This is a genomic window from Streptomyces atratus, assembly GCF_040655115.1.
Classification (GTDB): Bacteria; Actinomycetota; Actinomycetes; order Streptomycetales; family Streptomycetaceae; genus Streptomyces; species Streptomyces atratus_D.
Window position 1 is genome coordinate 186439 of the sequence record NZ_JBFAJH010000002.1, and the last position, 24659, is coordinate 211097.

At 68.5% G+C, this 24659-nt stretch carries 25 protein-coding genes, 4 tRNA genes and 2 pseudogenes; 19 read left to right on the forward strand and 12 right to left on the reverse strand.

Going from position 1 to position 24659, the window contains the following annotated elements; genetic code table 11:
* Positions 1 to 2: 2 nt before the first annotated feature.
* From AB0I23_RS03840 to AB0I23_RS03850, 3 genes are all read right to left on the reverse strand, one after another.
* Positions 3 to 662, reverse strand: coding sequence for an alpha-ketoglutarate-dependent dioxygenase AlkB family protein (locus AB0I23_RS03840; protein WP_359106553.1), 660 nt, complete (start codon positions 660 to 662; stop codon positions 3 to 5).
* Between the two features lie 75 nt (positions 663 to 737).
* A complete protein-coding gene (locus AB0I23_RS03845; protein WP_359106555.1) occupies positions 738 to 1247 on the reverse strand; it encodes a methylated-DNA--[protein]-cysteine S-methyltransferase in 510 nt (169 codons plus the stop codon).
* Positions 1248 to 1438: 191 nt separating this feature from the next.
* Positions 1439 to 1927 carry a YajQ family cyclic di-GMP-binding protein gene (locus AB0I23_RS03850; RefSeq protein ID WP_030926258.1) on the reverse strand — a complete coding sequence of 163 codons (489 nt, stop codon included), beginning with the start codon at positions 1925 to 1927 and terminating at the stop codon, positions 1439 to 1441.
* Between the two features lie 168 nt (positions 1928 to 2095).
* Between AB0I23_RS03850 and AB0I23_RS03855 the strand changes: the two genes are divergently transcribed.
* Positions 2096 to 2177 (forward strand) — tRNA-Tyr (locus tag AB0I23_RS03855).
* A gap of 180 nt (positions 2178 to 2357) precedes the next feature.
* Here the strand turns inward: AB0I23_RS03855 and AB0I23_RS03860 are convergent.
* The 6 genes and pseudogenes from AB0I23_RS03860 to AB0I23_RS03885 all read right to left on the reverse strand — a co-directional run.
* Positions 2358 to 2588 (reverse strand): annotated as a pseudogene (locus AB0I23_RS03860) (site-specific integrase); the annotation flags it as partial.
* 512 nt (positions 2589 to 3100) lie between these two features.
* A complete protein-coding gene (locus AB0I23_RS03865; protein WP_359106956.1) occupies positions 3101 to 3238 on the reverse strand; it encodes a hypothetical protein in 138 nt (45 codons plus the stop codon).
* Positions 3221 to 3325: pseudogene (locus AB0I23_RS03870) on the reverse strand (telomere-protecting terminal protein Tpg); the annotation flags it as partial. The pseudogene AB0I23_RS03870 and the gene AB0I23_RS03865, both read right to left, overlap by 18 nt.
* Positions 3301 to 4479 carry a PP2C family protein-serine/threonine phosphatase gene (locus AB0I23_RS03875; protein ID WP_359106557.1) on the reverse strand — a complete coding sequence of 393 codons (1179 nt, stop codon included), beginning with the start codon at positions 4477 to 4479 and terminating at the stop codon, positions 3301 to 3303. The pseudogene AB0I23_RS03870 and the gene AB0I23_RS03875, both read right to left, overlap by 25 nt.
* Positions 4480 to 4927: 448 nt before the next feature.
* Positions 4928 to 5584, reverse strand: a complete 657-nt coding sequence (locus tag AB0I23_RS03880) for an SDR family oxidoreductase (RefSeq protein ID WP_359106559.1) — start codon at positions 5582 to 5584, stop codon at positions 4928 to 4930.
* A gap of 34 nt (positions 5585 to 5618) precedes the next feature.
* Positions 5619 to 6887, reverse strand: a complete 1269-nt coding sequence (locus AB0I23_RS03885; RefSeq protein ID WP_359106561.1) for an amidohydrolase family protein — start codon at positions 6885 to 6887, stop codon at positions 5619 to 5621.
* Between the two features lie 359 nt (positions 6888 to 7246).
* On the opposite strand from AB0I23_RS03885, the gene AB0I23_RS03890 reads away from it, so the two are divergent.
* The 8 genes from AB0I23_RS03890 (at position 7247) to AB0I23_RS03925 (ending at position 11981) form a co-directional block, all read left to right on the forward strand.
* Positions 7247 to 7319: transfer RNA gene (locus tag AB0I23_RS03890), tRNA-Thr, on the forward strand.
* A gap of 47 nt (positions 7320 to 7366) precedes the next feature.
* Positions 7367 to 7439, forward strand: a tRNA-Met gene (locus AB0I23_RS03895).
* A gap of 89 nt (positions 7440 to 7528) precedes the next feature.
* Positions 7529 to 7693 carry a 50S ribosomal protein L33 gene (gene rpmG, locus AB0I23_RS03900; protein WP_003956487.1) on the forward strand — a complete coding sequence of 55 codons (165 nt, stop codon included), beginning with the start codon at positions 7529 to 7531 and terminating at the stop codon, positions 7691 to 7693.
* Positions 7694 to 7810: 117 nt separating this feature from the next.
* Positions 7811 to 8263 (forward strand): MaoC family dehydratase N-terminal domain-containing protein, encoded by a 453-nt coding sequence (locus tag AB0I23_RS03905; protein WP_359106562.1) that lies wholly within the window; start codon positions 7811 to 7813, stop codon positions 8261 to 8263.
* The gene (locus tag AB0I23_RS03910; protein ID WP_359106564.1) at positions 8263 to 8691 is read left to right on the forward strand and encodes a MaoC family dehydratase; all 429 of its coding nucleotides are present in this window, start codon (positions 8263 to 8265) and stop codon (positions 8689 to 8691) included. The genes AB0I23_RS03905 and AB0I23_RS03910 overlap by 1 nt, the downstream gene beginning before the upstream one ends.
* A 119-nt stretch (positions 8692 to 8810) precedes the next feature.
* Positions 8811 to 9359: a TetR/AcrR family transcriptional regulator gene (locus tag AB0I23_RS03915; protein WP_359106934.1), complete on the forward strand. Its 549-nt coding sequence runs from the start codon at positions 8811 to 8813 to the stop codon at positions 9357 to 9359.
* Positions 9360 to 9433: 74 nt separating this feature from the next.
* On the forward strand, positions 9434 to 10855 hold the full coding sequence (locus AB0I23_RS03920; RefSeq protein ID WP_359106566.1) for an MFS transporter: 1422 nt from the start codon (positions 9434 to 9436) through the stop codon (positions 10853 to 10855).
* 70 nt (positions 10856 to 10925) lie between these two features.
* Positions 10926 to 11981, forward strand: coding sequence for a UDP-N-acetylmuramate dehydrogenase (locus AB0I23_RS03925; protein ID WP_359106567.1), 1056 nt, complete (start codon positions 10926 to 10928; stop codon positions 11979 to 11981).
* Between the two features lie 12 nt (positions 11982 to 11993).
* Here AB0I23_RS03925 and AB0I23_RS03930 read toward each other — a convergent pair whose 3' ends face one another.
* Positions 11994 to 12629 (reverse strand): NAD(P)-dependent oxidoreductase, encoded by a 636-nt coding sequence (locus tag AB0I23_RS03930; RefSeq protein WP_359106569.1) that lies wholly within the window; start codon positions 12627 to 12629, stop codon positions 11994 to 11996.
* Between the two features lie 87 nt (positions 12630 to 12716).
* On the opposite strand from AB0I23_RS03930, the gene AB0I23_RS03935 reads away from it, so the two are divergent.
* Positions 12717 to 13322 carry a TetR/AcrR family transcriptional regulator gene (locus tag AB0I23_RS03935; protein ID WP_359106572.1) on the forward strand — a complete coding sequence of 202 codons (606 nt, stop codon included), beginning with the start codon at positions 12717 to 12719 and terminating at the stop codon, positions 13320 to 13322.
* A 48-nt stretch (positions 13323 to 13370) separates the two neighbouring features.
* Here the strand turns inward: AB0I23_RS03935 and AB0I23_RS03940 are convergent, their stop codons facing one another.
* Together AB0I23_RS03940 and AB0I23_RS03945 are read right to left on the reverse strand one after the other, a co-directional pair.
* Positions 13371 to 14396: an adenosine deaminase gene (locus tag AB0I23_RS03940; RefSeq protein ID WP_359106573.1), complete on the reverse strand. Its 1026-nt coding sequence runs from the start codon at positions 14394 to 14396 to the stop codon at positions 13371 to 13373.
* A gap of 240 nt (positions 14397 to 14636) precedes the next feature.
* Positions 14637 to 15863, reverse strand: a complete 1227-nt coding sequence (locus AB0I23_RS03945; protein WP_359106575.1) for a pyridoxal phosphate-dependent aminotransferase — start codon at positions 15861 to 15863, stop codon at positions 14637 to 14639.
* A gap of 225 nt (positions 15864 to 16088) precedes the next feature.
* Between AB0I23_RS03945 and AB0I23_RS03950 the strand changes: the two genes are divergently transcribed.
* From AB0I23_RS03950 to rpoB, 9 genes are all read left to right on the forward strand, one after another.
* Positions 16089 to 16161: transfer RNA gene (locus AB0I23_RS03950), tRNA-Trp, on the forward strand.
* Positions 16162 to 16267: 106 nt separating this feature from the next.
* Positions 16268 to 16555 carry a preprotein translocase subunit SecE gene (gene secE / locus AB0I23_RS03955; protein ID WP_037687986.1) on the forward strand — a complete coding sequence of 96 codons (288 nt, stop codon included), beginning with the start codon at positions 16268 to 16270 and terminating at the stop codon, positions 16553 to 16555.
* Positions 16556 to 16628: 73 nt separating this feature from the next.
* Positions 16629 to 17510 (forward strand): transcription termination/antitermination protein NusG, encoded by an 882-nt coding sequence (gene nusG / locus AB0I23_RS03960; RefSeq protein WP_359106577.1) that lies wholly within the window; start codon positions 16629 to 16631, stop codon positions 17508 to 17510.
* Positions 17511 to 17685: 175 nt separating this feature from the next.
* Complete coding sequence (rplK, locus tag AB0I23_RS03965) at positions 17686 to 18120, forward strand: 50S ribosomal protein L11 (protein ID WP_030914099.1); 435 nt, start codon at positions 17686 to 17688, stop codon at positions 18118 to 18120.
* 79 nt (positions 18121 to 18199) lie between these two features.
* The gene (rplA, locus tag AB0I23_RS03970; RefSeq protein ID WP_359106580.1) at positions 18200 to 18922 is read left to right on the forward strand and encodes a 50S ribosomal protein L1; all 723 of its coding nucleotides are present in this window, start codon (positions 18200 to 18202) and stop codon (positions 18920 to 18922) included.
* 545 nt (positions 18923 to 19467) lie between these two features.
* Positions 19468 to 20028, forward strand: coding sequence for a 50S ribosomal protein L10 (gene rplJ, locus AB0I23_RS03975; RefSeq protein ID WP_037687992.1), 561 nt, complete (start codon positions 19468 to 19470; stop codon positions 20026 to 20028).
* Positions 20029 to 20113: 85 nt separating this feature from the next.
* Positions 20114 to 20497 carry a 50S ribosomal protein L7/L12 gene (rplL, locus tag AB0I23_RS03980; RefSeq protein WP_267003023.1) on the forward strand — a complete coding sequence of 128 codons (384 nt, stop codon included), beginning with the start codon at positions 20114 to 20116 and terminating at the stop codon, positions 20495 to 20497.
* 134 nt (positions 20498 to 20631) lie between these two features.
* Positions 20632 to 20850, forward strand: a complete 219-nt coding sequence (locus AB0I23_RS03985; RefSeq protein WP_359106582.1) for a hypothetical protein — start codon at positions 20632 to 20634, stop codon at positions 20848 to 20850.
* Positions 20851 to 21090: 240 nt separating this feature from the next.
* Positions 21091 to 24576 (forward strand): DNA-directed RNA polymerase subunit beta, encoded by a 3486-nt coding sequence (gene rpoB / locus AB0I23_RS03990; protein WP_359106584.1) that lies wholly within the window; start codon positions 21091 to 21093, stop codon positions 24574 to 24576.
* Positions 24577 to 24659 lie beyond the last annotated feature (83 nt).

Below are 24659 nucleotides of genomic sequence, written 5' to 3' on the forward strand. Positions count from 1 at the left end.
ACTCAGGCACCCAACCCGGTCTCGCGCAGGGTCAGATTGAGCCGACCACTTCTCATGCCCGTCGCGGGATCGGCCGTCCCCGGACAGACCTTCGGCACACCGTGGAACGCGAAACGTGACTCCCCACCGAACACGAACAGGTCCCCGGAAGCCAACTCCACATCCTTGTACGGCCGTCCACGGTCCTCCGTGTTGCCGAAGCGGAAGACACACGTATCACCGATGCTGAGCGAGACCACCGGCGCACCGGACCGCTCCTCCTTGTCCTGGTGCATGCCCATCCTCGCCGCGCCGTCATAAAAATTGATCAGCGCCGTGTCCGGTGCGTACGTCTCGACCGGGCTCTCCTCCCCGTACGCCTCGACCAGCGCCGCACGCCCCAGCTCCGCCAGCCAGTCCGGGAATTCGGCGACCCGCGCCCCGTTCACATCATCCGCGGTCCGCGAATACCGGTACGGCTGCCAGTGCCACCCCACACAGACCGTCCGGACGGACATCACCCCGCCGCCCGGCAACACCGTGTGCCGCAGCGGCACCGGCCCCCGCGCCCACTCCCGGCACGCCTCGACCAGCTCCCGCTGGCGCTCCACCGGCAACCACCCCGGCACATGCACGGCCCCCGGCGCCACGACAGCCCGCGGCCTGGGGAAGAGACCCGTCATTCAGCCCACCGTCCATCCGTACACAGCCGCTCGGCGCGCAACCGCTCCGTGCGCAAAAACCCGGCACACAGCCGCTCAGCGCACCGCCAGAGCACCTTCCAGCCCCAGGAGCTGCTCCTTGCGCTCCAGCCCGCCCGCGTAACCCCGCAGAGCCCCGTCCGCGCCGATCACTCGGTGGCACGGGCGCACGACCAGCAGCGGATTGCGGCCGATCGCCGTCCCCACGGCCCGCACGCCCGCCCCGGGTGCGCCGATCCGCTCGGCGATCTGCCCGTACGACACCGTCTCCCCGTACGGGACGGTGTCCAGCGCCCCCCACACCCGCCGCTGGAACTCCGTGCCCCGACCTTCCGCGTACGTGATGTCGAAGCGGGTCAGCCGCCCCTCGAAGTACGCCCTCAGCTGCGCGGCGATCCCGGCGAAGGCCTCCGGCGCATGGATCCACCCGTCCTGGACGATCACGGCGCCCTTCTGACCCGGCAGGGACAGCGACTCGAGCGCCACACCGTCGACGGCGACCGGTGATTCCTCGCCGACCAGCAGCAGTTCACCCAGCGGGCTGTCGACGGTCGCGTACATGGTCATGGCCGGTCCCTCTCCTCTCCGTACGGGGTGACGAATCATCCGAATCGCCTTTCCGTACGGACAAGTCTGCGTCCGCCCGCCACCTGCGACCGGCGGTATTCGGACAGTACGTCCGATGGGATGCGAGGCGGGCCGGCGCACCTCTCCCGGCCTGCCCCACCCGCGCCCGGACGGACGACCGGGAGACGGACCTACCGGTAGTTCACGAACTGCACGGCGAAGTCGAAGTCCTGGCCCTTCAGCAGCGCCTGGACGGCCTGCAGGTCGTCCCGGCTCTTCGAGCTGACCCGCAGCTCGTCGCCCTGGACCTGCGCCTTGACACCCTTCGGGCCCTCATCGCGAATGATCTTCGCCACCTTCTTGGCGTTCTCCTGGGAGATGCCCTCCTCGATCGTGGCGAAGATCTTGTACTCCTTGCCGGACAGCTGCGGCTCGCCCGCGTCCAGCGACTTGAGCGAGATGCCCCGCTTGATCAGCTTGGACTGGAAGATGTCGAGGATCGCCTTGACCCGCTCCTCGCCGTTCGCCTCCATCAGGATCTTCTCGCCCGACCAGGAGATCGAGGCGCCCGTGCCCTTGAAGTCGTAACGCTGCGAGATCTCCTTGGCGGCCTGGTTGAGGGCGTTGTCGACCTCCTGCCGCTCGACCTTCGAGACGATGTCGAAACTGGAGTCGGCCATGACGTGTGGCTCCTTGCGTCGAATGCTTGGGGGAACGACGTAAAGCCTAGCCATCGCCCACGGCCATGAGCACTGATCAATCAGGTGGCGGAGCACCCCGGGGCATCAGGTATCGTTTACGTCGTCGCCAAGGAGCCCCGTTCAACGAGGTTCCGACGCGTCGTTCGAGGCGGTGTGCCCGAGTGGCCAAAGGGAGCAGACTGTAAATCTGCCGGCTCAGCCTACCCAGGTTCGAACCCTGGCGCCGCCACAGAACGGGAAACCCCCGCTGACCTGTTAACACAGCAGATCAGCGGGGGTTTCTGCATGCTCCGGATGTGCCTGAGGGAGGAGGCCGAAACGGGCGGCTTGTCTCACCTCGTATCGCCGGTGTCCCGCCTTTGATCAGGCCGTGTCTCCCACCTGTCTGCCGGGGGGACAGGTGGCATCCTCACTCCGGTTCGTTCCACTCACGCAGCGCCGCATCGATCCGATGGTTGGCTCGCTCCTGCGTCGGTGCCAGCACCTTCGCGTAGACGCGGAAGAGGACTGCGATCGTGTGCCCCGTCCGCCGGGCGCACTCCATCGGGTCCACGCCGGAACTCAGCCAGAACGAAACCCCGGCATGGCGAAGATCATGGAGACGACGCGTGAGGAGGGACACGGCTTCTGCCTCTGCGAGGTCAAGCCGCTCCAATCGCAGTGTTCTTGAAAGCCGTCACTGTGCGAGCGCGGTAAGAGTTTCTCTCCTCCATCGAGAGCTCGCTTCGCTCGCCATCGCTCCCGGCCTCCTGAACTGCAAACAGGCCGATCGAGGATCGGAGGTGCCGCGCACAGCCCGGCGGCGCCGGTCGGTCGCCGCCGCGCCGCCCTCCTTGCCTTCGTCACCAGGGCGGCGCGCCGTCGCCCGCCCGCGCCCACAAGGGGACGGAGACCAGGCCGGGGCTGGACTGAGACGGCACAGCCGAGGTCGGAACAGTGCCTCCGGCGGAGGACCGGCCGGCACCGGGATGAGGGGGCGCCGCTTCCGACTGCGGGTCCATCGTGGCGTGCGCGGGGAGCTTTCATCCCGTCCGCCATGAACGACGCCTGCTCCACGGTGTGTGGGTCGTCGGCGTACGGGATGGGAGTCGGGGGTCGGTTGGGGGTGGGAGCGCGGTGGAGGCCGCGTACGTCGGGACGCGATACCACGAACTACGCCCCCATGACGGAGCGGAAGAAGGCGAAGATCGACAGCGGTACGAGCGGAATGCCGAGCCCTGCGTGCCCGTTGCGTGCCCGATCGGACAGAGGCAACGGGGGAACCACGAGGCCGATGTCGGTGAACTCCACCAGCAGACCATGCGCGCGACGGCCGCGGTCACGGAAGTAGATCTCGACCAGGCCCTCGGCGGCTATGTCCCACAGCTGCTGCCCGCTGACGCCGGCGTGTCGCGCTGGACGCGCTGAAGGTGGTGGTCCGGGTGCGGGATGCGGGCCCGGCGGATGGCGAGGAGGGCGACGTCGTCGCCGAGGCGTCCGCCGGTGTGGGCGAGCAGGTCGCGTTCGATGTGGTGGAGCAGCGCCTCGGGAGGCTGGTCGGTCCACTGGGCTGCGCGTTCCGCGAACGGGTAGAAGACGCCGTTCTGGTCACGGGCTTCGATGACACCGTCGGTGTACAGGACCAGCGTGTCCCCAGGGCCGAAGGGCAGGACATCGACGACGTGGTTGTCGGGATCCGTGACGCCGACGCCAAGTGGGGGCCCGGGGTGGAGGCGGGGCACGTGGACGGTGTTGTCCGGGCCGAGCAGCAGGGGTGCCGGGTGACCGCAGCTGGTCATGCGGACCAGGGGCTCGGTGTCGGCGATCTCGACCAGAAGAGCGGTCACGAAGCGTTCTCCCGCCTCGCCCTCCGGCTCGAAGTCGGCGAGGTAGCGGGTCATGCTCCGTTCCAGGGAAGCGGCCAGATCGGGCAGGGAGGCGTGCTGGTGGGCGGCCTCGCGGAAGGCGCCGAGCAGGAGGGCGGCCTCGCCCAGGGCGGGCAGGCCCTTGCCCCGCACGTCGCCGATCATCACGCGGGCCGCGTTGTCGGTGCGGGCGGCGGCATACAGGTCGCCGCCGACATCGGCCTCCTCCTCGGCAGCCAGATAGACACAGGCGAGCCGCAGCGGGCCGAGCCGGCTCGGCAGCGGCCACATCAGCACCCGCTGGGCGGCCTCGGCGACCGACCGGACCCGGGCCATCTGGCGTGCGTGCCGGTCGCGCACCGCACACAGGAACACGATCAACGAGGTGATCACCGCGATAGCGATCATCTCCACCACCACGTTCCGCGAGGACAGCGCTCCGGTGTGCCAGCCGCTGACCGCCTCACCCGCCATGGCCAGGACCCCGATGCCACCTGTCGTCCAGGGGCCCGCGAACCACGCGGTGAGCGCGGGCGCGACCACCAGCAGGGGGCCGAGAACGATGTTTGGCCCACTCGCGAGATCCGCGGCAGTGATCACCACGATGAGCACAACAGGAATCAGCAGCAGCAGGTGGCTTGGCTGCCACGGCTGCCCGAGACCCGCACGTCCCTGCCTGGAGCCCACGCCTTCCACACTGCACCGCTACGGATCGCCCCGCGACCGCAGGAGACGGTGACAGCAGCAACCACGCAGGCGCGGCCTCAGGAGTGGACCGTGAGCGGTGGCTGGCTTTCCGAGCTGCCCGAACCCAGCGGGCTCAATGCGCCCTCCGGAGCCGTTGCGACAGCGGCAGTGACGGCAGTCCTGACGGCAACGAGGGCGGACGGCAGCGGATCCGCGCGACTGTGAGCGGAGCCCTTGGTGTCCTTGCGGAGGCCGCGTGCGACGCGGCAGGTGGCTGTGCGGATCAGGGCCGCAGAGCGACGCATGGGTCCTCCTCCCGGCGGGGCTTACGGGCCGTCGGGAGGATCAACGACGCGGGCGGTGGATGGTCACCCGTTCGACCGAAGGAACTTCGTACGAGGGAGAGCGGGGGGCGTTCGGGCTCTGCGCTCCTCCCTCGTCGCCCCGCTCAGTTCCCCGCGACGTCCTTCATCGCCACTGCCAACGGCACGTTCCCCGAGATCAGTTCCAGGGTCAGTCCCGCGGTCGCGGGGGTGTCCAGCAGTTCCAGCAGCGCCGCCGCAACGTCGTCACGCGGTACCGTTCCGCGCCCCGTCGAGACTGCCAGCAGGACCTGCCCGGTGCCTGCGTCGTCGGTGAGCATTCCGGGGCGCAGGATCGTCCAGTCGAGTGCGGTCCTGGAGCGTACGTACGCGTCGGCGGCGCCCTTGGCCCGCAGATAGACGTCGAAGACCTCGTCGCCCGGGTGGTCCGGGTCGGCGCCCATGGAGGAGACCACGATGCAGCGCCGTACGCCCGCGCGTTCCGCCGCGTCCGCGAACAGGACTGCCGCGCCGCGGTCCACCGTGTCCTTGCGGGCCGTACCGCTGTTCGGGCCCGCGCCGGCCGCGAAGACCGCGGCGTCGGCGCCGCGCAGCACCTCGGCCAGGTCCTCCACGGAGGCCGACTCGAGGTCCAGGACAACCGGTTCGGCGCCTGCCGACCGGAGGTCCTCGCTCTGTTCCGGGCTGCGGGTGATGCCGACCGCTTCATCTCCGCGCGCAGTGAGCAGCCGCTCCAGCCGCAGCGCGATCTGACCATGTCCACCTGCGATGACAATGCGCATAGTCACGACCGTACGCCGCGCCGCGCCGCCCCGCTCAGGATCCGCCGTCCGGCCCGGGGCCAGGACGGGCCTGGCGGGGCAGATCGAGTGCGACGACGGTCTCGGAGTCGCAGTACTCGCGGACCGCGCTGGTGCGGGCCACCACGCGTCCGCGGTGCACGACGATCCGGCTGTACGCGAGCGAGAGCGCGCCGGAGAGCTCTTCGCCCCGTACGGCGAGGAGTTCGGCGGGGAAGCCCGCCTCGACGCGGATCTCGGGCAGTCCCATGGCTTTCCTGGCGCTCGTGGAGACGGCGTCGTATGCGTCCTCGGGGCGCAGGCCGCTCTGTGAGGCGAGCAGGTAGGCGGCCTCCAGCGGGTCTCCGCGGCCCACCGGGTTCGCCACGTCGCGCAGTGCCCCGCTGCCTGCTGCTACGCGCACTCCGGCGGCGCGCAGCAGCCGTACGGGGGCGGTGCCCCTGCGTTCTGCGCCGCAGCAGCCGCCCTGGGGGAGGCAGATCACGGTCACTTCGGCGGCGGCGAGTTGATCGGCGGTGCGGGTCGCGGTTTCCGGGGGGAGCCGGTCGAGGCCGGCGCACGGGCCTATGGAGACGCCGGGCCGGTGTCCGGCGGCCATGGCGGCGAGCCGGGCGAGGCGGGCTGGGTCGGCACCGTCCATGTGCAGGTCGACGGGGCAGTGGTGTTCGGCGGCGATCTCCAGGACGGCTTCGGTGTATCCGGCCGGGTCGGGGTCGAGTTCGGGGCAGCCGCCGATCACGCCGGCTCCTGTCTTCACCGCGTCGCGCAGCATGGAGAGACTGTCGGCGCCCGCGACTCCGGTGAGCAGGCGGGGTACGGCGACCGGGGTCAGTTCCGTGAGGCCGTGCAGGGAGCGGCGCGCCTGGAGTACTGCTTCGAGGCCGGAGAGTCCGGTGACGTCCCCGATCCGTACGTGTGAGCGCAGGGCGGTGGCGCCGAGGCCGAGTTGCAGCAGGGCGGCTTCGGTGGCGCGGCGCTGGATGTCCTCGGGGTGGTGCGAGGCGGGTCCGGAGCTGTCGGGTCCGGTGCTGTCCGCGGTGAATGCGGTGTCGCTGTGGGCGTGGGGTTCTGCGGGGGCGGGAAGCAGGAGATAGCCACGCAGGTCGACGCGGGCGCCGGGGGCGGTCAGGCTGCCCGTGGTGCCGACGGCCTCGATGCGGCCGCCGCCGAGCCGTACGTCGACGATGCGGCCGTCGGTGAGCCGGGCGCCGCACAGGATCAGGGCGTTGGCTTCGGTGGTGGCGTCGGCGTGGTCGTCGGGCTGCCGCGGCCGTCTGTCGGGCATCGCGCTCCTGGGAGGGTGACAAGATCACGCAGAGTGAGTCGAGCCTAGGGGTGTGTTCGTCCCGGTTCGAGCAGGAGGGAAATAGTCGTACCGGCGTGGCCTCGTGAGGTGTGCGGGGTGGTTGGGAGGGTCCGGCGCGGTGGTCGTTCCGGGACCGGCCGCGCGTGGATCACGTCGCCGGTCGAGCTGCTGATCAGGCGCCTGTTCCGGCCGCCGGTCGGGCTCCTGGCCGGGCCGTCCGAAGGCCGTGGATCGGTGGCCGGTCAGAGGATCGGGGCGGGGCCGGTCATCGCTTCGGCGGGGGGCTCCGAAACGGATTTGGGCGATCGGCGGAGGACCGTGTAATGTCTTCATCGCTCGCCCCAATAGCTCAGTCGGTAGAGCGTCTCCATGGTAAGGAGAAGGTCTACGGTTCGATTCCGTATTGGGGCTCTGGTGATCGGAGAACCCCGCCTCACGGCGGGGGGATCCGTCATCAAAGCGGTGTAGCTCAGTCGGTAGAGCAAGCGGCTCATAATCGCTGTGTCACCGGTTCAAGTCCGGTCACCGCTACTTACGGTAGCCGATTGTGGGGTCGGTCCTTCGATCGGCTACTCTTTTTTGCGTTCACCCGTCCATCCGTCCGTCCAAGGAGCACTCACGTGGCTGCCACCGACGTCCGCCCGAAGATCACGCTGGCCTGCGTGGAGTGCAAGGAGCGGAACTACATCACCAAGAAGAACCGGCGTAACAACCCGGACCGTCTTGAGATGAAGAAGCACTGCCCGCGCTGCAACTCGCACACTGCGCACCGCGAAACCCGCTGAATCAGGCTCGTACACGAGGCCGTCCCCACTGGGGGCGGCCTCGTGTCGTTGTATGGGACTGTCCCTTGCAGGATTGTTCATCGGCCTTTTCGTCTTTCATCAGGAGGTAGCGAGCCCATGGCGCTCGACCAGTCCTTCGTCGGGCGGACCTATCCGCCCACCGCGCCGTACGAGGTCGGCCGGGAGAAGATCCGTGAGTTCGCCGAGGCGGTGGGAGACGCCAATCCCGCGTACGTCGATCCGGCCGCGGCCCGGGCACTCGGGCATTCCGATGTGATCGCGCCGCCCACTTTTGTCTTCTCGATCACTTTCAAGGCTGCGGGGCAGGTGGTGCAGGATCCGCAGCTGGGCCTGGACTACAGCCGTGTGGTGCATGGTGACCAGAAGTTCGCGTATGTGCGTCCGGTGCGGGCGGGGGACCGGCTGACGGTCACTTCGACGATCGAGGGCGTCAAGTCCATGGCGGGCAACGACATCCTCGACATCCGTGGCGAGGTCCATGACGAGGCCGGCGAGCATGTCGTGACCGCGTGGACGAAGCTGGTGGCGCGCGCCGCCGAGGAGGCGTGATGACGGCGAAGGTGAGTTACGAGTCGGTCGAGGTCGGTGCGGAGCTGCCGGCGCAGTCCTTCCGGGTGACCCGCGCGACGCTGGTGCAGTACGCGGGCGCCTCCGGTGATTTCAATCCGATCCACTGGAACGAGAAGTTCGCCCTCGAGGTCGGGCTGCCGGATGTGATCGCGCACGGCATGTTCACCATGGCCGAGGCGATCCGGGTGGTCACGGACTGGGTCGGTGACCCGGGTGCGGTCGTCGAGTACGGGGTGCGGTTCACCAAGCCGGTCGTCGTGCCGAACGACGACAAGGGTGCGGTGATCGAGGTCAGCGCCAAGGTGGCGGCCCTGCTGGACGACAAGCAGGTGCGGGTGGACCTGACGGCGATGAGTGAGGGCAAGAAGGTGCTGGGGATGTCCCGCGCCGTGGTGCGGCTCGGCTGAAGCCGTTGAGTGTGGCGTAAGGGGCGCTGTCCGTGGGGCGGTGCCCCTTGCGCATGCCCTCCCGGCGCACCGGTTGACGAAGTTAGTGATTGAGTACTAACTTCATCGGCATGGCAAGGATGAGTGCGGAAGAGCGGCGCGAGAGCGTCATTCGTGCGGCGATCACCGAGTTCGCCCGGGGCGGTTACGCCGCCACCTCCACCCAGGCGATCGCCAAGCGGGTCGGTGTCTCGCAGCCGTACCTGTTCCGCCTCTTCCCCAACAAGCAGGCCATGTTCCTCGCCGCCACCGAGCGCTGTCTCGCGGACACCCGGAAGGTCTTCTCCGATGCGGCCGAAGGACTTGAGGGCGAAGAGGCGCTGCACGCCATGGCCGTCGCGTATCAGCGTCTGATCGTCGACGACCCGGACAAGCTGCTCATGCAGATGCAGATGTACGCGGCCGTCGCGGCGGCCGAGGCCTCGGGGGATCATGAGTTCGGCGAGTCGACACGCGCCGGCTGGCTGCAGATGTGGGACGAGATCCATCTCGCGCTCGGCGCCGATGTCAGTGAGACGACGACGTTCCTCGCGTACGGCATGCTCGTCAACACGCTGACCTCGCTCGGCTTCCCGGCCGGTCACCGGATCTGGTCGGGGTTCTATGAATCGGCCAGGCCGATCGCCTGAACAGTGCGACCCGGGTTCCGCCCGGTTTTCTGCCGAGAGAAGTTAGTCATTGATAACTAACCCCCAGGGGAGCAGTGGACCAACACACGACAGGCCGCTCAGGAGCGGTCTGGGCCCTCGTCATCACCAGCGTCGCCGGATTCATGGCGGCCCTCGACAACCTCGTCGTCACCACCGCCCTGCCCTCCATCCGCAAGAGTCTCGGCGGCGAACTGGCGGAGCTCGAATGGACGGTGAACGCCTACACCCTCACCTTCGCCGTCCTGCTGATGCTCGGGGCCGCCCTCGGTGACCGGTTCGGCCGCCGCCGGCTCTTCCTCACGGGGCTCACCGTCTTCACCGGGGCCTCCGCCGCGGCCGCACTCTCTCCCGGGATCAACGAGCTGATCGCCTTCCGGGCCGTCCAGGGCGTGGGCGCGGCGATCATGATGCCGCTGACGCTCACCCTGCTCACGGCCGCCGTGCCACCCGCCCGTCGCGGTACCGCGCTCGGCGTCTTCAGCGCCGTCACCGGACTGGCCGTGGCCAGTGGCCCCCTGATCGGCGGCAGCCTCACCGAGCACCTGTCCTGGCAGTGGATCTTCTGGCTGAACGTCCCGATCGGCCTGGCGCTGCTCCCCCTGGCGCGACTGCGTCTGGCGGAGTCGTACGCGCCGGACTCGCGGCTCGACATCCCCGGCACACTCCTGGTCAGCGGCGGACTCTTCGGCATCGTCTACGGCCTGGTCAACGCCAACTCCGACGGCTGGACCAGCCCTTCCGTCCTCACGGCCCTGGTCGCCGGTGCCGCGCTCATCGGCGGGTTCATCCACCACGGCTTCCACGCGAAGAACCCGATGCTGCCCATGCGGCTCTTCCGCAGCCGCGCCTTCTTCGGGATCAACATGGCCGGCCTGCTGATGTTCCTCGGGATGTTCGGGTCGATCTTCCTGCTCAGCCAGTACCTCCAGGGCGTGCTGGGCTACTCGCCCACCGAGGCCGGCCTGCGGATGCTGCCCTGGACCGGTATGCCGATGCTGGTCGCACCCGTCGCGGGGGTGCTCTCCGACCGCTTCGGCGGCCGCCCGGTGGTCGTGGCCGGGCTCGCCCTCTTCGCGCTGGTCATCGCCCCCGACGCCTCGTACGCCTCGCAGCTGCCCGGTCTGATCGTCGGAGGCGTCGGCATGGCCATGTACTTCGCGCCCGCCGCCAGCCTTGTGATGTCCAGCGTCCGTCCCGCCGAGCAGGGCATCGCCTCCGGCGCCAACAACGCCCTGCGCGAGGTGGGCGGAGCCCTCGGGGTCTCCGTGCTCGCCACGGTCTTCTCCTCGCAGGGCGGGTACGAATCCGCGCGGTCCTTCACGGACGGGACCGTCCCGGCGGTGTGGATAGGCGCCGGCGTGGTGGCGCTGGCCGCCCTGGTCGCCCTGCTCATCCCGGGCCGCCGCCACGCCTCGGCCCCGGCGCCGGAGACGGCGGACGGGACGGCGGGGGAGCGCATGTCCGTCGCCGCCTGATCCGCGGCCCCGTGCGTACGGTCCGTGGTCCCGCCCGAGCGGCGGGAGTACGGACCGTACTCTTGTCCCCGTGCAGGAACTCCACGACGCGCCCCTCGCCCCCCTGACCACCTTCCGGCTCGGCGGCCCCGCCGCCCGCCTCCTCACGGCGACGACCGATGCCGAGGTGATCGAAGCCGTGCGCGAGGCCGACGAGAGCGGCACTCCACTCCTCGTCATCGGCGGCGGCAGCAACCTCGTCATCGGCGACAAGGGCTTCGACGGCACCGCCCTGCGCATCGCGACCGAGGGCTTCGCCCTGGACGGTGCGACGCTGGAACTGGCCGCCGGAGAGGTCTGGACGGACGCCGTCGCCCGCACCGTCGACGCCGGGCTCGCGGGCATCGAGTGCCTGGCCGGAATCCCGGGCTCGGCCGGTGCGACACCGATCCAGAACGTCGGCGCCTACGGCCAGGAAGTCTCCTCCACCATCACGGAGGTCGTCGCCTACGACCGGTACATGCGCGAAACGGTCACCATCCCGAACGCCGCGTGCGCATTCTCGTACCGGCACAGTCGCTTCAAGGCCGAACCCGACCGCTTCGTGGTGCTGCGTGTCCGCTTCGAGCTGGAAGAAGCGGGCGGTCTGTCCGCCCCCCTGAAGTACCCCGAAACGGCCCGCGCCATGGGTGTCGGGCAGGGCGAGCGCGTGCCCGCCGCGGCCGCCCGCGAAACGGTGCTCAGGCTCCGCGCCGGCAAGGGTATGGTGCTTGACCCGGAGGACCACGACTCCTGGTCGGCCGGCTCCTTCTTCACCAATCCGATCCTGGAGGAGGCGGAGTACGAGGCGTTCCTCGCCCGCGCCAGGAACCGGCTCGGCCCCGAAGTGACGCCCCCCGCCTTCCCCGTGGACGGGGGACGCACCAAGACCTCCGCGGCCTGGCTCATCGACAAGGCCGGTTTCACCAAGGGCTACGGCACGGGTCCGGCCCGCATTTCCACCAAGCACACCCTCGCGCTCACCAACCGCGGCGGCGCGACCACCGAGGACCTCCTCGCGCTCGCCCGTGAGGTCGTCGCCGGGGTGCACGAGGCATTCGGCGTCACGCTCGTCAACGAACCCGTGACGGTCGGCGTGAGCCTGTAGAAGACGCGTGGCTCAGTACGCCACGCCCACGCCCTGCTTCACCGCGGCCGGATCGTCGATCAGTGCCAGCATCGCGTGTGCCACATCGGCCCGTGAAATCGTCCGGCCGCCGCGGGGGCTGCTGCCGAAGGCTGTCCGGTACTTCCCCGTCAGCGGCCCGTTGGTGAGCTTCGGCGGCCGTACGGACGTCCAGTCCGTCGCACTCCGGGCCAGCGCGGCCTCCATCCGCGTCAGGTCCGCGTAGACCTCCTTGAGGATCGCCCCGACCGCCCTGTGGAGCATCCGGTCCACCAGCGGGTCGTCGGCCGGCCGGGGGCCGACCGGGGCCGCGCTGACCACGAGCAGCCGCCGCGTCCCCTCGGTCTCCATCGCCGCCAGCACCGACCGGGTCAGCCGCTCGGTGACACCGTCGGCCTTCCGGCCGCGCGAGCCGAGCCCGGAGAGCACCGCGTCCCGGCCCGCGACCGCCTCGCGCAGCGCCTCCGGATCGTCGACGCGCGCCGCTGCGTGGACCTGTACACCGGAGAGCGGGACGGGCAGCCGCGCCGGATCACGGACCACCGCCGTCACCTCATGGCCCGCCGCCACCGCCTGGCGGACGATCTCCTGGCCGACACCGCCCGTCGCACCGAACACTGTGATCCTCATTGCGCACCCTCCCGGGGTGGGTAAGTATTCACTCACCCCTACAGTGAGTGGATACTCACCACCTCGTCAAGCTTCATTGGAGTGCACATGGAGCAGAAGCCGGCCCGCGTCCGCATCGTCGACGCCGCCCACCAGCTGATGCTCACCATCGGCCTGGTCCGGGCCACCACCAAGGAGATCGCCAGGGCCGCGGGCTGCTCGGAGGCGGCGCTCTACAAGCACTTCTCGAGCAAGGAGGAGCTGTTCGTGGCCGTGCTCAAGGAGCGGCTGCCCAAGCTCAACCCGCTGCTGCGACGGCTGACCGCCGACCCGGCGGCGGGGGAGCGGACGGTCGAGGAGAACCTCACCGAGATCGCTCGCGAGGCGGCACTGTTCTATGCCCAGAGCTTCCCGATCGCCGCCTCGCTGTACGCCGAGCCGCGGCTCAAGCACCGTCACGACGCGGTCATGCGCGAGCTCGGCACCGGCCCGCACCTGCCGATCCAGGGCGTCGCCGGCTACCTCCGCAGCGAACAGTCCGCCGGCCGCGTCCGGTCCGGCGCCGACACCTATGCCGCGGCGTCGCTGCTCCTCGGCGCCTGCGTCCAGCGCGCGTTCGCGTACGACGCGACGGAGGAGGGCCGGCCGCCGCAGTCACTCGACGAGTTTGCCGCGTCCGTGGCGCGGACGGTGCTGTACGGAATCGGGGTGTAGCCGGGCCGGTGCGGGCTCGCGTGGGCCCGTCTCCCGGCCCTTGCGCTGTCAGGCCGGCTTCGCCAGCCAGTCGTCGATCCCGGAGAGGAGCCGCTCCCGTACGTCGGGCGGCGCCGCCGACCCCCGTACCGACTGCCGCGCCAGTTCCGCCAGCTCCTCGTCCGTGAACGCGTGGTGGCGCCGTACGAGGTCGTACTGCGCGGCGAGACGGGACCCGAAGAGCAGCGGGTCGTCCGCGCCGAGCGCCATCGGCACCCCGGCCTCGAACAGAGTGCGCAAGGGTACGTCCGACGGCTTCTCGTAGACGCCCAGTGCCACGTTCGACGCAGGGCACACCTCGCAGGTCACCCCGCGCTCCGCCAGCCTGCGCAGCAGCCGCGGGTCCTCGGCGGCCCGTACGCCGTGGCCGATCCTGGCCGCGTCGAGGTCGTCCACGCAGTCCCGCACGCTCGACGGACCGGCCAGCTCGCCGCCGTGCGGGGCCGCCAGCAGGCCGCCCTCCCTGGCGATGGCGAAGGCCCGGTCGAAGTCGCGCGCCATCCCGCGCCGCTCGTCGTTGGAGAGCCCGAAGCCGACGACGCCCCGGTCCGCGTAGCGCACTGCGAGCCGGGCCAGCGTCCGCGCGTCCAGCGGGTGCTTCATCCGGTTCGCGGCGATCACCACCCGCATCCCGAGCCCGGTCTCGCGGGCGGCGGCGTCCACCGCGTCCAGAATGATCTCGATCGCCGGGATCAGCCCGCCGAGCAGCGGGGCGTACGAGGTGGGGTCGACCTGGATCTCCAGCCAGCCGGAGCCGTCGGCGACGTCCTCCTGGGCCGCCTCGCGCACCAGCCGCTGGATGTCCTCGGGCGCCCGCAGACAGGACCGGGCGATGTCGTAGAGCCGCTGGAAGCGGAACCAGCCGCGCTCGTCGGTGGCCCGCAGCTGGGGCGGTTTGCCGCCGGTCAGTGCCTCCGGCAGGCGTACGCCGTACTTGTCGGCGAGTTCGAGCAGTGTCGTGGGCCGCATCGACCCGGTGAAATGCAAATGCAGATGGGCCTTGGGCAGCAGGTGAAGGTTGCGAACGGCGTCCAATTACCCTCCGTAACTGTTACGCTCCGACCTGTGCCGCTAGGGCGCCGGGCAGGGCTCGTACGTCATGAGGCCGCACAGTAGGCCAAGTGAGAAGCCCCCTGCTGAAGGGGGAGGAGTCACTCGAAGATCCTGCCGTAAAGTTCTCGGATCAGGCAGCCCGAGTCACCGAACGAGTGTTGCCTGAACGCATAAACGGGTCTCCGGATTTCACCGGAGACCCGTTCGCGTGTCCGAAGCCGATCAGGCCTTCGCCTCGCCCAGCAGCTTCTGGATCCGCGACACGCCCGCGACGAGGTCCTCGTCGCCCAGCGCGTACGACAGCCGCAGGTAGCCCGGGGTGCCGAAGGCCTCGCCCGGAACGACCGCGACCTCGGCCTCGTCCAGGATCAGGGCCGCCAGCTCGACCGAGGTGGCCGGGCGCCTGCCGCGGATCTCCTTGCCGAGCAGCGCCTTCACCGACGGGTAGGCGTAGAACGCGCCCTCGGGCTCCGGGCACAGCACGCCGTCGATCTCGTTCAGCATCCGCACGATGGTCTGCCGGCGGCGGTCGAAGGCGGTCCGCATCTCGGCGACCGCGTCCAGGTTCCCGGAGACGGCGGCCAGCGCGGCGACCTGCGCGATGTTGGAGACGTTGGACGTGGCGTGCGACTGCAGGTTGGTCGCGGCCTTGACGACGTCCTTCGGGCCGATGAGCCAGCCCACGCGCCAGCCGGTCATCGCGTACGTCTTGGCGACACCGTTGACCACGATGCACTTGTCGCGCAGGGCGGGCACGAGCGTCGGCAGCGAGGTGAACTTCGCGGTGCCGTAGACCAGGTGCTCGTAGATCTCGTCGGTCAGCACCCACAGGCCGTGCTCGACGGCCCACTCGCCGATCGCCTTGGCGTCGGCCTCGCTGTACACCGCACCGGTCGGGTTCGACGGGGAGACGAACAGGACGACCTTCGTGCGCTCGGTGCGCGCCGCCTCCAGCTGCTCGACCGAGACCCGGTAACCGGTGGTCTCGTCGGCCACGACGTCCACCGGGACACCGCCGGCGAGACGGATCGACTCGGGGTAGGTGGTCCAGTACGGCGCCGGGACGATGACCTCGTCGCCCGGGTCGAGGATCGCGGCGAACGCCTGGTAGATGGCCTGCTTGCCACCGTTGGTCACCAGGATCTGGGAGGCGTCGACCTCGTAACCGGAGTCGCGCTGCGTCTTCTCTGCAATGGCGGCCTTGAGCTCGGGGAGGCCGCCGGCGGGGGTGTAGCGGTGGTACTTCGGGTTGCGGCAGGCCTCGACCGCGGCGTCGACGATGTAGCTGGGGGTCGGGAAGTCGGGCTCGCCGGCACCGAAGCCGATCACCGGACGGCCGGCGGCCTTGAGAGCCTTGGCCTTGGCGTCGACGGCGAGGGTGGCGGACTCGGAGATCGCACCGATGCGGGCGGAGACCCGGCGCTCGGAGGGAGAAGTTGCAGCGCTCATGGGCCCCATGGTCCCAGACCTCGATCCCGGTCGGCGCATGGGTTTCAGGGACCGGACAGGACTCGGACAGCATGCGGACACGATGCGGCCACGAGTTGTCGGGAGCTATCTGTTCGACGCCGGGCCGCTGAGCACGTACACTCACCTGTCGTTGGCCTTCACCAGCCACACCGTTGCTGCACCCGGGGTACGGGGAAAGATGCGGTAGGTTGGTGGAAACCACAAAGGGTCGTAGCTCAATTGGTAGAGCACTGGTCTCCAAAACCAGCGGTTGGGGGTTCAAGTCCCTCCGGCCCTGCTACACACTCCTTCGCCAGGATGTGTGCGCATGTACGTACTTCAATGCATCGCCGTGCGGCTCCACCGGGCGCGGCACGGCCATGACCCGGAATCAGGTGAGAAGCGTGACGGACGCCGTGGGCTCCATCGACATGCCTGATGCTGAGGATGAAGTGCCCGAGTCGAAGAAGAAGACTCGGAAGGGCGGCAAGCGCGGCAAGAAGGGTCCTCTGGGCCGTCTCGCGCTGTTCTACCGCCAGATCATCGCCGAGTTGCGCAAGGTTGTCTGGCCGACTCGCAACCAGCTGACGACGTACACGTCCGTGGTGATTGTCTTCGTCGTCGTCATGATCGGTCTCGTTACCGTGATTGACTTCGGATTCCAGCGGGTCATCAAGTACGTCTTCGGCTGATCCCGCGGAGGGCGCCCCCAGGGCGCCTCTTTCGCATGTTCCACCCATTTGTATCCAGGAAGAAGCAGCCACCGTGTCTGACCCGAACCTGAACGACACCGTCGACTCGACGGCGGGCGCCGTCGAGTCCGCCGAGGACGAGGTCGAGATCGTCGAGGCGGCGGACGCTGTGGAGCCGGACCAGGCCGAAGCCGGCGACGCCGCCGCGGGCGAGCCCGCCGAGCAGGCCGCCATGCACGTCGAGGACGAGACCGACTCCGAGGATGAGACTACCGACTCCGAGGACGAGGACAGCGCGTCCGAGGAGGTCGAGGAAGAGGCTGAGCCGGCCGCTCCCGTCGACGCCGTCACCGCGCTCCGTGACGAGCTCCGCGGTCTCCCCGGCGAGTGGTACGTCATCCACACGTACGCCGGTTACGAGAAGCGTGTGAAGGCCAACCTGGAGCAGCGCGCTGTCTCGCTCAACGTCGAGGACTTCATCTACCAGGCCGAAGTGCCCGAGGAAGAGATCGTCCAGATCAAGAACGGCGAGCGGAAGAACGTCCGTCAGAACAAGCTCCCGGGGTACGTCCTGGTGCGCATGGACCTGACGAACGAGTCCTGGGGCGTCGTCCGCAACACGCCCGGCGTCACCGGTTTCGTGGGCAACGCCTACGACCCGTACCCGCTGACGCTGGACGAGATCGTCAAGATGCTCGCCCCTGAGGCCGAGGAGAAGGCCGCCCGCGAGGCCGCGGAGGCCGAGGGCAAGCCCGTCCCGTCCCGCAAGGTCGAGGTCCAGGTACTGGACTTCGAGGTGGGCGACTCGGTCACCGTCACCGACGGCCCGTTCGCGACGCTGCAGGCGACGATCAACGAGATCAACGCCGACTCGAAGAAGGTCAAGGGCCTCGTCGAGATCTTCGGCCGCGAGACCCCGGTCGAGCTCAGCTTCGACCAGATCCAGAAGAACTAGCGGTTTCCGCCGACTTCTGGACACATGCCTACCGAGCAGGTCAGAGAGGCTTCACAGCTTCTCTGACCTGCTCGGTTTTTGGTCGCGCAGCTATACCCGTTATCGTTGTGCGGTATGCCTGCATCCGGATGACCGGATGACGGCGAAAAACTCTCACTAGGACCCGGAGAGAGCAATGCCTCCCAAGAAGAAGAAGGTCACGGGGCTTATCAAGCTCCAGATCAACGCCGGTGCGGCCAACCCGGCCCCGCCGGTCGGCCCCGCGCTCGGCCAGCACGGCGTCAACATCATGGAGTTCTGCAAGGCCTACAACGCCGCGACCGAGTCGCAGCGTGGCATGGTCGTGCCGGTGGAGATCACGGTCTACGAGGACCGCTCCTTCACCTTCGTGACGAAGACCCCGCCGGCCGCCAAGCTCATCCTCAAGGCCGCGGGTGTGGACAAGGGCTCCGGCGAGCCGCACAAGACCAAGGTCGCGAAGCTCACGAGCGCCCAGGTCCGCGAGATCGCCACGGTCAAGCTGCCCGACCTGAACGCCAACGACCTGGACGCCGCGTCGAAGATCATCGCCGGCACCGCCCGTTCGATGGGCATCACGGTCGAGGGCTGATCAGCCCCGTAGTCCTTCAGTGGCAGGGCCAAGCGCTGGCCCGCACCACGCCTCCACACCTGAAACCACAGGAGCAGAAGTGAAGCGCAGCAAGAACCTCCGCGCTGCGGACGCCAAGATCGACCGGGAGCGGAACTACGCCCCCCTCGAGGCCGTCCGTCTCGCCAAGGACACCGCCACCACCAAGTTCGACGGCACCGTCGAGGTCGCGTTCTGCCTGGGTGTAGACCCGCGCAAGGCCGACCAGATGGTCCGTGGCACCGTGAACCTCCCGCACGGCACCGGCAAGACCGCCCGGGTCCTGGTCTTCGCGACCGGTGACCGTGCTGCGGCCGCGGAAGCCGCGGGCGCCGACATCGTCGGCGCCGACGAGCTCATCGACGAGGTGGCGAAGGGCCGTCTGGACTTCGACGCCGTCGTCGCCACTCCGGACCTCATGGGCAAGGTCGGCCGTCTCGGCCGCGTGCTCGGTCCGCGTGGTCTGATGCCGAACCCGAAGACCGGTACGGTCACCCCCGATGTCGCGAAGGCTGTCAACGACATCAAGGGCGGCAAGATCGAGTTCCGCGTCGACAAGCACTCGAACCTGCACTTCATCATCGGCAAGGTCTCTTTCGATGACACGAAGCTGGTCGAGAACTACGCCGCGGCGCTGGAGGAGATCCTCCGTCTGAAGCCGTCCGCCGCCAAGGGCCGCTACATCAAGAAGGCCACCCTGGCCACCACGATGGGCCCCGGCATCCCGCTGGACGCCAACCGCACCCGTAACCTCCTCGTCGAGGAGGACCCGGCCGCCGTCTGAGCCTCCGTGCTCGTACGGCAGCCGTGTCACGTGTGACATTGACGGGCCCCGCAACCTTTCGAGGTGCGGGGTCCGTCCCCGTATCCGTGCGCACGAGCAGCCGTCGCCCCGCGCCGGCGCGGGGCGACGGTCCAACGAGGTGTGGAGCGGACAGGAGGACCAGTACCGCGCGACGCGTGGGACTGTCGGTCGCGGTGGCAGCGGTGCTGACGTGGTCGTCCTCCAGAGGCTCGTGGAGCAGCAGAGGAACAGCACCGCGGGCGCGTCCTAAACCTCCCGCACCGCCCGAACCGGGACGGATTTGCTCGGCGCGACCCCGGTCGCGTATTCTCCTCCAGAAGCCAAAGACCGCTGGTCGTTGCTGCACTCTCGCAAGAGGGGGCAGTGACCGAAGGATCCGTTGAGTGCGGACGACCTGCGCAGGTGACTGTGGAAAGCTCCCGGACTCTGTCCGGTGGAGCTACGCCCTGGCACTTGTGCCGGGGCGTTCGTCTTTCCCGGCCCCTTCTGAGCGGTCCTCATCACCCGGAAGGAGGCCGACGCTCATGGCAAGGCCCGACAAGGCTGCCGCGGTAGCCGAGCTCGCGGACCAGTTCCGCAGCTCGAACGCCGCCGTGCTGACCGAGTACCGGGGTCTCACCGTGGCACAGCTCAAGGAGCTGCGCCGTTCGCTCGGTGAGAACGCCCAGTACGCCGTGGTGAAGAACACGCTGACCAAGATTGCGGCCAACGAGGCCGGGATCGACACGCTGGACGACCTGTTCGCAGGCCCGACGGCGGTTGCCTTCGTCACCGGTGACCCGGTGGAGTCGGCGAAGGGTCTTCGTGACTTCGCCAAGGACAACCCGAACCTCATCATCAAGGGCGGTGTCCTTGACGGTAAGGCGCTGTCCGCCGATGAGATCAAGAAGCTTGCGGACCTCGAGTCCCGCGAGGTTCTGCTCGCCAAGGTGGCCGGTGGAATCAAGGCGTCGATGGCCAAGGCCGCGGCGACGTTCCAGGCCCCGCTGTCGGAGTTCGTCCGCACCGCGGACGCTCTTCGCGCCAAGGTCGAGCAGGGCGGTGCCGGTACGCCGGCTCCCGCCGACGCCGAGGTGGCGGAGTAACACTCCGCCCCACGGCTCGCAGCGGGCCCGTACGCCCGCCTTCATATACACCCGGCACCTGCCGACTTAGTGGAAGGACGCCATCATGGCGAAGCTGTCCCAGGACGAGCTGCTCGAGCAGTTCGAGACCCTGACCCTCATCGAGCTCTCCGAGTTCGTCAAGGCGTTCGAGGAGAAGTTCGACGTCAAGGCTGCCGCTCCGGTCGCCGTTGCCGCCGCCGGTGGCGCCGCTGCCGCCGCCGAGGCCGTCGAGGAGCAGGACGAGTTCGACGTCATCCTCACCGGCGCCGGCGAGAAGAAGATCCAGGTCATCAAGGTCGTGCGTGAGCTGACCTCCCTGGGTCTGAAGGAGGCCAAGGACCTCGTCGACGGCACCCCGAAGCCGGTCCTCGAGAAGGTCGCGAAGGAGGCCGCCGAGAAGGCTGCCGACTCCCTCAAGGCCGCTGGCGCCTCGGTCGAGGTCAAGTGACCCTGCGAGTCCTCTGACTCGTCCGGACTGCTCGTGCCGCACGGCACGGACGTCGCGAAGGGCGACCACCCGTACGGGTGGTCGCCCTTCGGCGTACCCGAGGCGGTTGCCTTGCTCTTCCGTGGTTGACGAGTATGGTGATCTTCGCCGTACGCCTCTCGGGGCCGCCGGCCGATGCCGAGGGGCGGCGGGTGACGGTCTCGGGGGCTCTGTCCTGGCAGGGGGGCCTTGACGAACCGCACGCGGCGCGCAATTCTCAGGACGCGTCGTCACATCGATCCGAATCCGAGGCATGGATCGATGACGAAGAGGGCAGTAAAGAAGAGCGCATCCCGCGCGAGGGCGATTCATAGGTGTTGAGAACAGCTGTTGCGAGCTACAAGGGTCTCTGAGAACCCGGACTGGACATCAGTGTGCCGTTTGGCTACACTGACCCTTTGCGCTGCCTGTTAGCTGCCTCCTGCCCGTCACCAGGGGCATGCCCACGCTTGAGCACCGATGGCCGATCCTCCCTGACCTGGGATTTCTGTCTCCGTGTCCAACTTGGGACCGGTACGCGCGTAGTGAGTCCGAGCCCTCGGAAGGACCCCCTCTTGGCCGCCTCGCGCAACGCCTCGACCGCGAATACGAACAACGGTGCCAGCACCGCCCCGCTGCGCATCTCTTTTGCAAAGATCAAGGAGCCCCTCGAGGTTCCGAACCTCCTCGCGCTGCAGACCGAGAGCTTTGACTGGCTCCTCGGCAATGCCGCCTGGAAGGCTCGCGTCGAGGCTGCTCTGGACAGTGGACAGGACGTCCCCACCAAGTCCGGCCTGGAGGAAATCTTCGAGGAGATTTCACCGATCGAGGACTTCTCCGGGTCGATGTCGCTTACGTTCCGCGACCACCGCTTCGAGCCCCCGAAGAACTCGATCGACGAGTGCAAGGAGCGCGACTTCACGTTCGCCGCCCCGCTCTTCGTCACGGCCGAGTTCACCAACAACGAGACCGGCGAGATCAAGTCCCAGACGGTCTTCATGGGCGACTTCCCGCTCATGACCAACAAGGGCACCTTCGTCATCAACGGCACCGAGCGTGTCGTCGTGTCGCAGCTCGTCCGCTCGCCGGGTGTCTACTTCGACTCCTCCATCGACAAGACGTCCGACAAGGACATCTTCTCCGCCAAGATCATCCCGTCCCGGGGTGCCTGGCTGGAGATGGAGATCGACAAGCGCGACATGGTCGGTGTCCGCATCGACCGCAAGCGCAAGCAGTCCGTGACCGTTCTCCTGAAGGCTCTCGGTTGGACCACCGAGCAGATCCTCGAGGAGTTCGGCGAGTACGAGTCCATGCGCGCCACCCTGGAGAAGGACCACACCCAGGGCCAGGACGACGCGCTGCTCGACATCTACCGCAAGCTGCGCCCGGGCGAGCCGCCCACCCGCGAGGCTGCCCAGACGCTGCTCGAGAACCTCTACTTCAACCCGAAGCGCTACGACCTCGCGAAGGTCGGCCGCTACAAGGTGAACAAGAAGCTCGGCGCCGATGAGCCGCTGGACGCCGGGGTGCTCACCACCGACGACGTCATCGCGACCATCAAGTACCTGGTCAAGCTGCACGCCGGGGAGACCGAGACGGTCGGCGAGTCCGGCCGGACGATCGTCGTCGAGACCGACGACATCGACCACTTCGGCAACCGTCGTCTGCGCAACGTCGGCGAGCTCATCCAGAACCAGGTCCGTACGGGTCTCGCCCGTATGGAGCGCGTCGTGCGTGAGCGCATGACGACCCAGGACGTCGAGGCGATCACGCCGCAGACCCTGATCAACATCCGGCCGGTCGTCGCCTCCATCAAGGAGTTCTTCGGCACCAGCCAGCTGTCGCAGTTCATGGACCAGAACAACCCGCTGTCGGGTCTCACCCACAAGCGCCGTCTGTCGGCACTCGGCCCGGGTGGTCTCTCCCGTGAGCGGGCCGGCTTCGAGGTCCGTGACGTGCACCCGTCCCACTACGGACGCATGTGCCCGATCGAGACCCCTGAAGGCCCGAACATCGGTCTGATCGGTTCGCTCGCCTCGTACGGACGTGTCAACGCGTTCGGCTTCATCGAGACGCCGTACCGCAAGGTCGTCGACGGTCGGGTCACCGACGAGGTCGACTACATCACCGCCGACGAGGAAGACCGCTTCGTGATCGCCCAGGCGAACGCGACGCTCTCCGAGGACATGCGGTTCACCGAGCCCCGTGTCCTGGTCCGCCGTCGTGGCGGAGAGGTCGACTACATCCCGGGCGACGACGTCGACTACATGGACGTCTCGCCGCGCCAGATGGTGTCCGTCGCCACCGCGATGATCCCCTTCCTGGAGCACGACGACGCCAACCGTGCCCTCATGGGCGCGAACATGATGCGTCAGGCGGTGCCGCTGATCAAGTCGGAGGCTCCGCTCGTCGGCACGGGCATGGAGTACCGCTGCGCCACCGACGCCGGTGACGTCCTGAAGGCCGAGAAGGACGGTGTCGTCCAGGAGGTCTCCGCGGACTACATCACCGTCACCAACGACGACGGCACGTACACCACGTACCGCATCGCCAAGTTCTCGCGCTCCAACCAGGGCACCTCGGTCAACCAGAAGGTCGTCGTCTCCGAGGGCGACCGGGTCATCGAGGGCCAGGTCCTCGCCGACGGGCCGGCCACCGAGAACGGTGAGATGGCGCTCGGCAAGAACCTGCTCGTGGCGTTCATGCCGTGGGAGGGTCACAACTACGAGGACGCGATCATCCTGTCGCAGCGCCTCGTGCAGGACGACGTCCTCTCCTCGATCCACATCGAGGAGCACGAGGTCGACGCCCGTGACACCAAGCTCGGCCCGGAGGAGATCACCCGGGACATCCCGAACGTCTCCGAAGAGGTCCTCGCCGACCTCGACGAGCGCGGCATCATCCGTATCGGTGCCGAGGTCGTCGCCGGTGACATCCTCGTCGGCAAGGTCACGCCCAAGGGTGAGACCGAGCTGACCCCCGAGGAGCGCCTGCTCCGCGCGATCTTCGGTGAGAAGGCGCGCGAGGTGCGCGACACCTCGCTGAAGGTGCCGCACGGTGAGATCGGCAAGGTCATCGGCGTCCGCGTCTTCGACCGCGAAGAGGGCGACGAGCTGCCGCCGGGCGTGAACCAGCTGGTTCGCGTCTACGTCGCGCAGAAGCGCAAGATCACCGATGGTGACAAGCTCGCCGGCCGTCACGGCAACAAGGGCGTCATCTCGAAGATCCTCCCGATCGAGGACATGCCGTTCCTGGAGGACGGCACCCCGGTCGACATCATCCTCAACCCGCTGGGTGTCCCGTCCCGAATGAACCCGGGACAGGTCCTGGAGATCCACCTCGGCTGGCTCGCCAGCCGCGGCTGGGACGTCTCCGGCCTCGGTGACGAGTGGGCCAAGCGCCTGCAGGCCATCGGCGCCGACCAGGTCGCCCCCGGCACCAACGTCGCCACGCCCGTCTTCGACGGTGCGCGCGAGGACGAGATCTCCGGTCTCTTCGAGGCCACGATCCCGAACCGCGACGGCGACCGCCTGGTCCAGCCCTCCGGCAAGGCCAAGCTGTTCGACGGCCGCTCCGGTGAGCCGTTCCCGGACCCGGTTTCGGTCGGGTACATGTACATCCTCAAGCTCCACCACCTCGTCGACGACAAGCTGCACGCTCGTTCGACGGGTCCGTACTCCATGATCACCCAGCAGCCGCTGGGTGGTAAGGCTCAGTTCGGTGGACAGCGCTTCGGTGAGATGGAGGTGTGGGCGCTGGAGGCTTACGGCGCCGCTTACGCCCTCCAGGAGCTGCTGACGATCAAGTCCGACGACGTGACCGGCCGCGTGAAGGTCTACGAGGCCATCGTCAAGGGCGAGAACATCCCCGAGCCGGGCATCCCCGAGTCCTTCAAGGTGCTCATCAAGGAAATGCAGTCGCTCTGCCTCAACGTGGAGGTGCTCTCCTCGGACGGCATGTCCATCGAGATGCGCGACACGGACGAGGACGTCTTCCGCGCGGCGGAGGAGCTCGGTATCGACCTGTCCCGGCGCGAGCCGAGCAGCGTCGAAGAGGTCTGACGGGCTGGTCGGTCGCCCCGCTCAGGGGCGGCCGGCTCTCCCCGGACCCGTTCAGACCATTGATTGAGACTCGACCCCGAAAG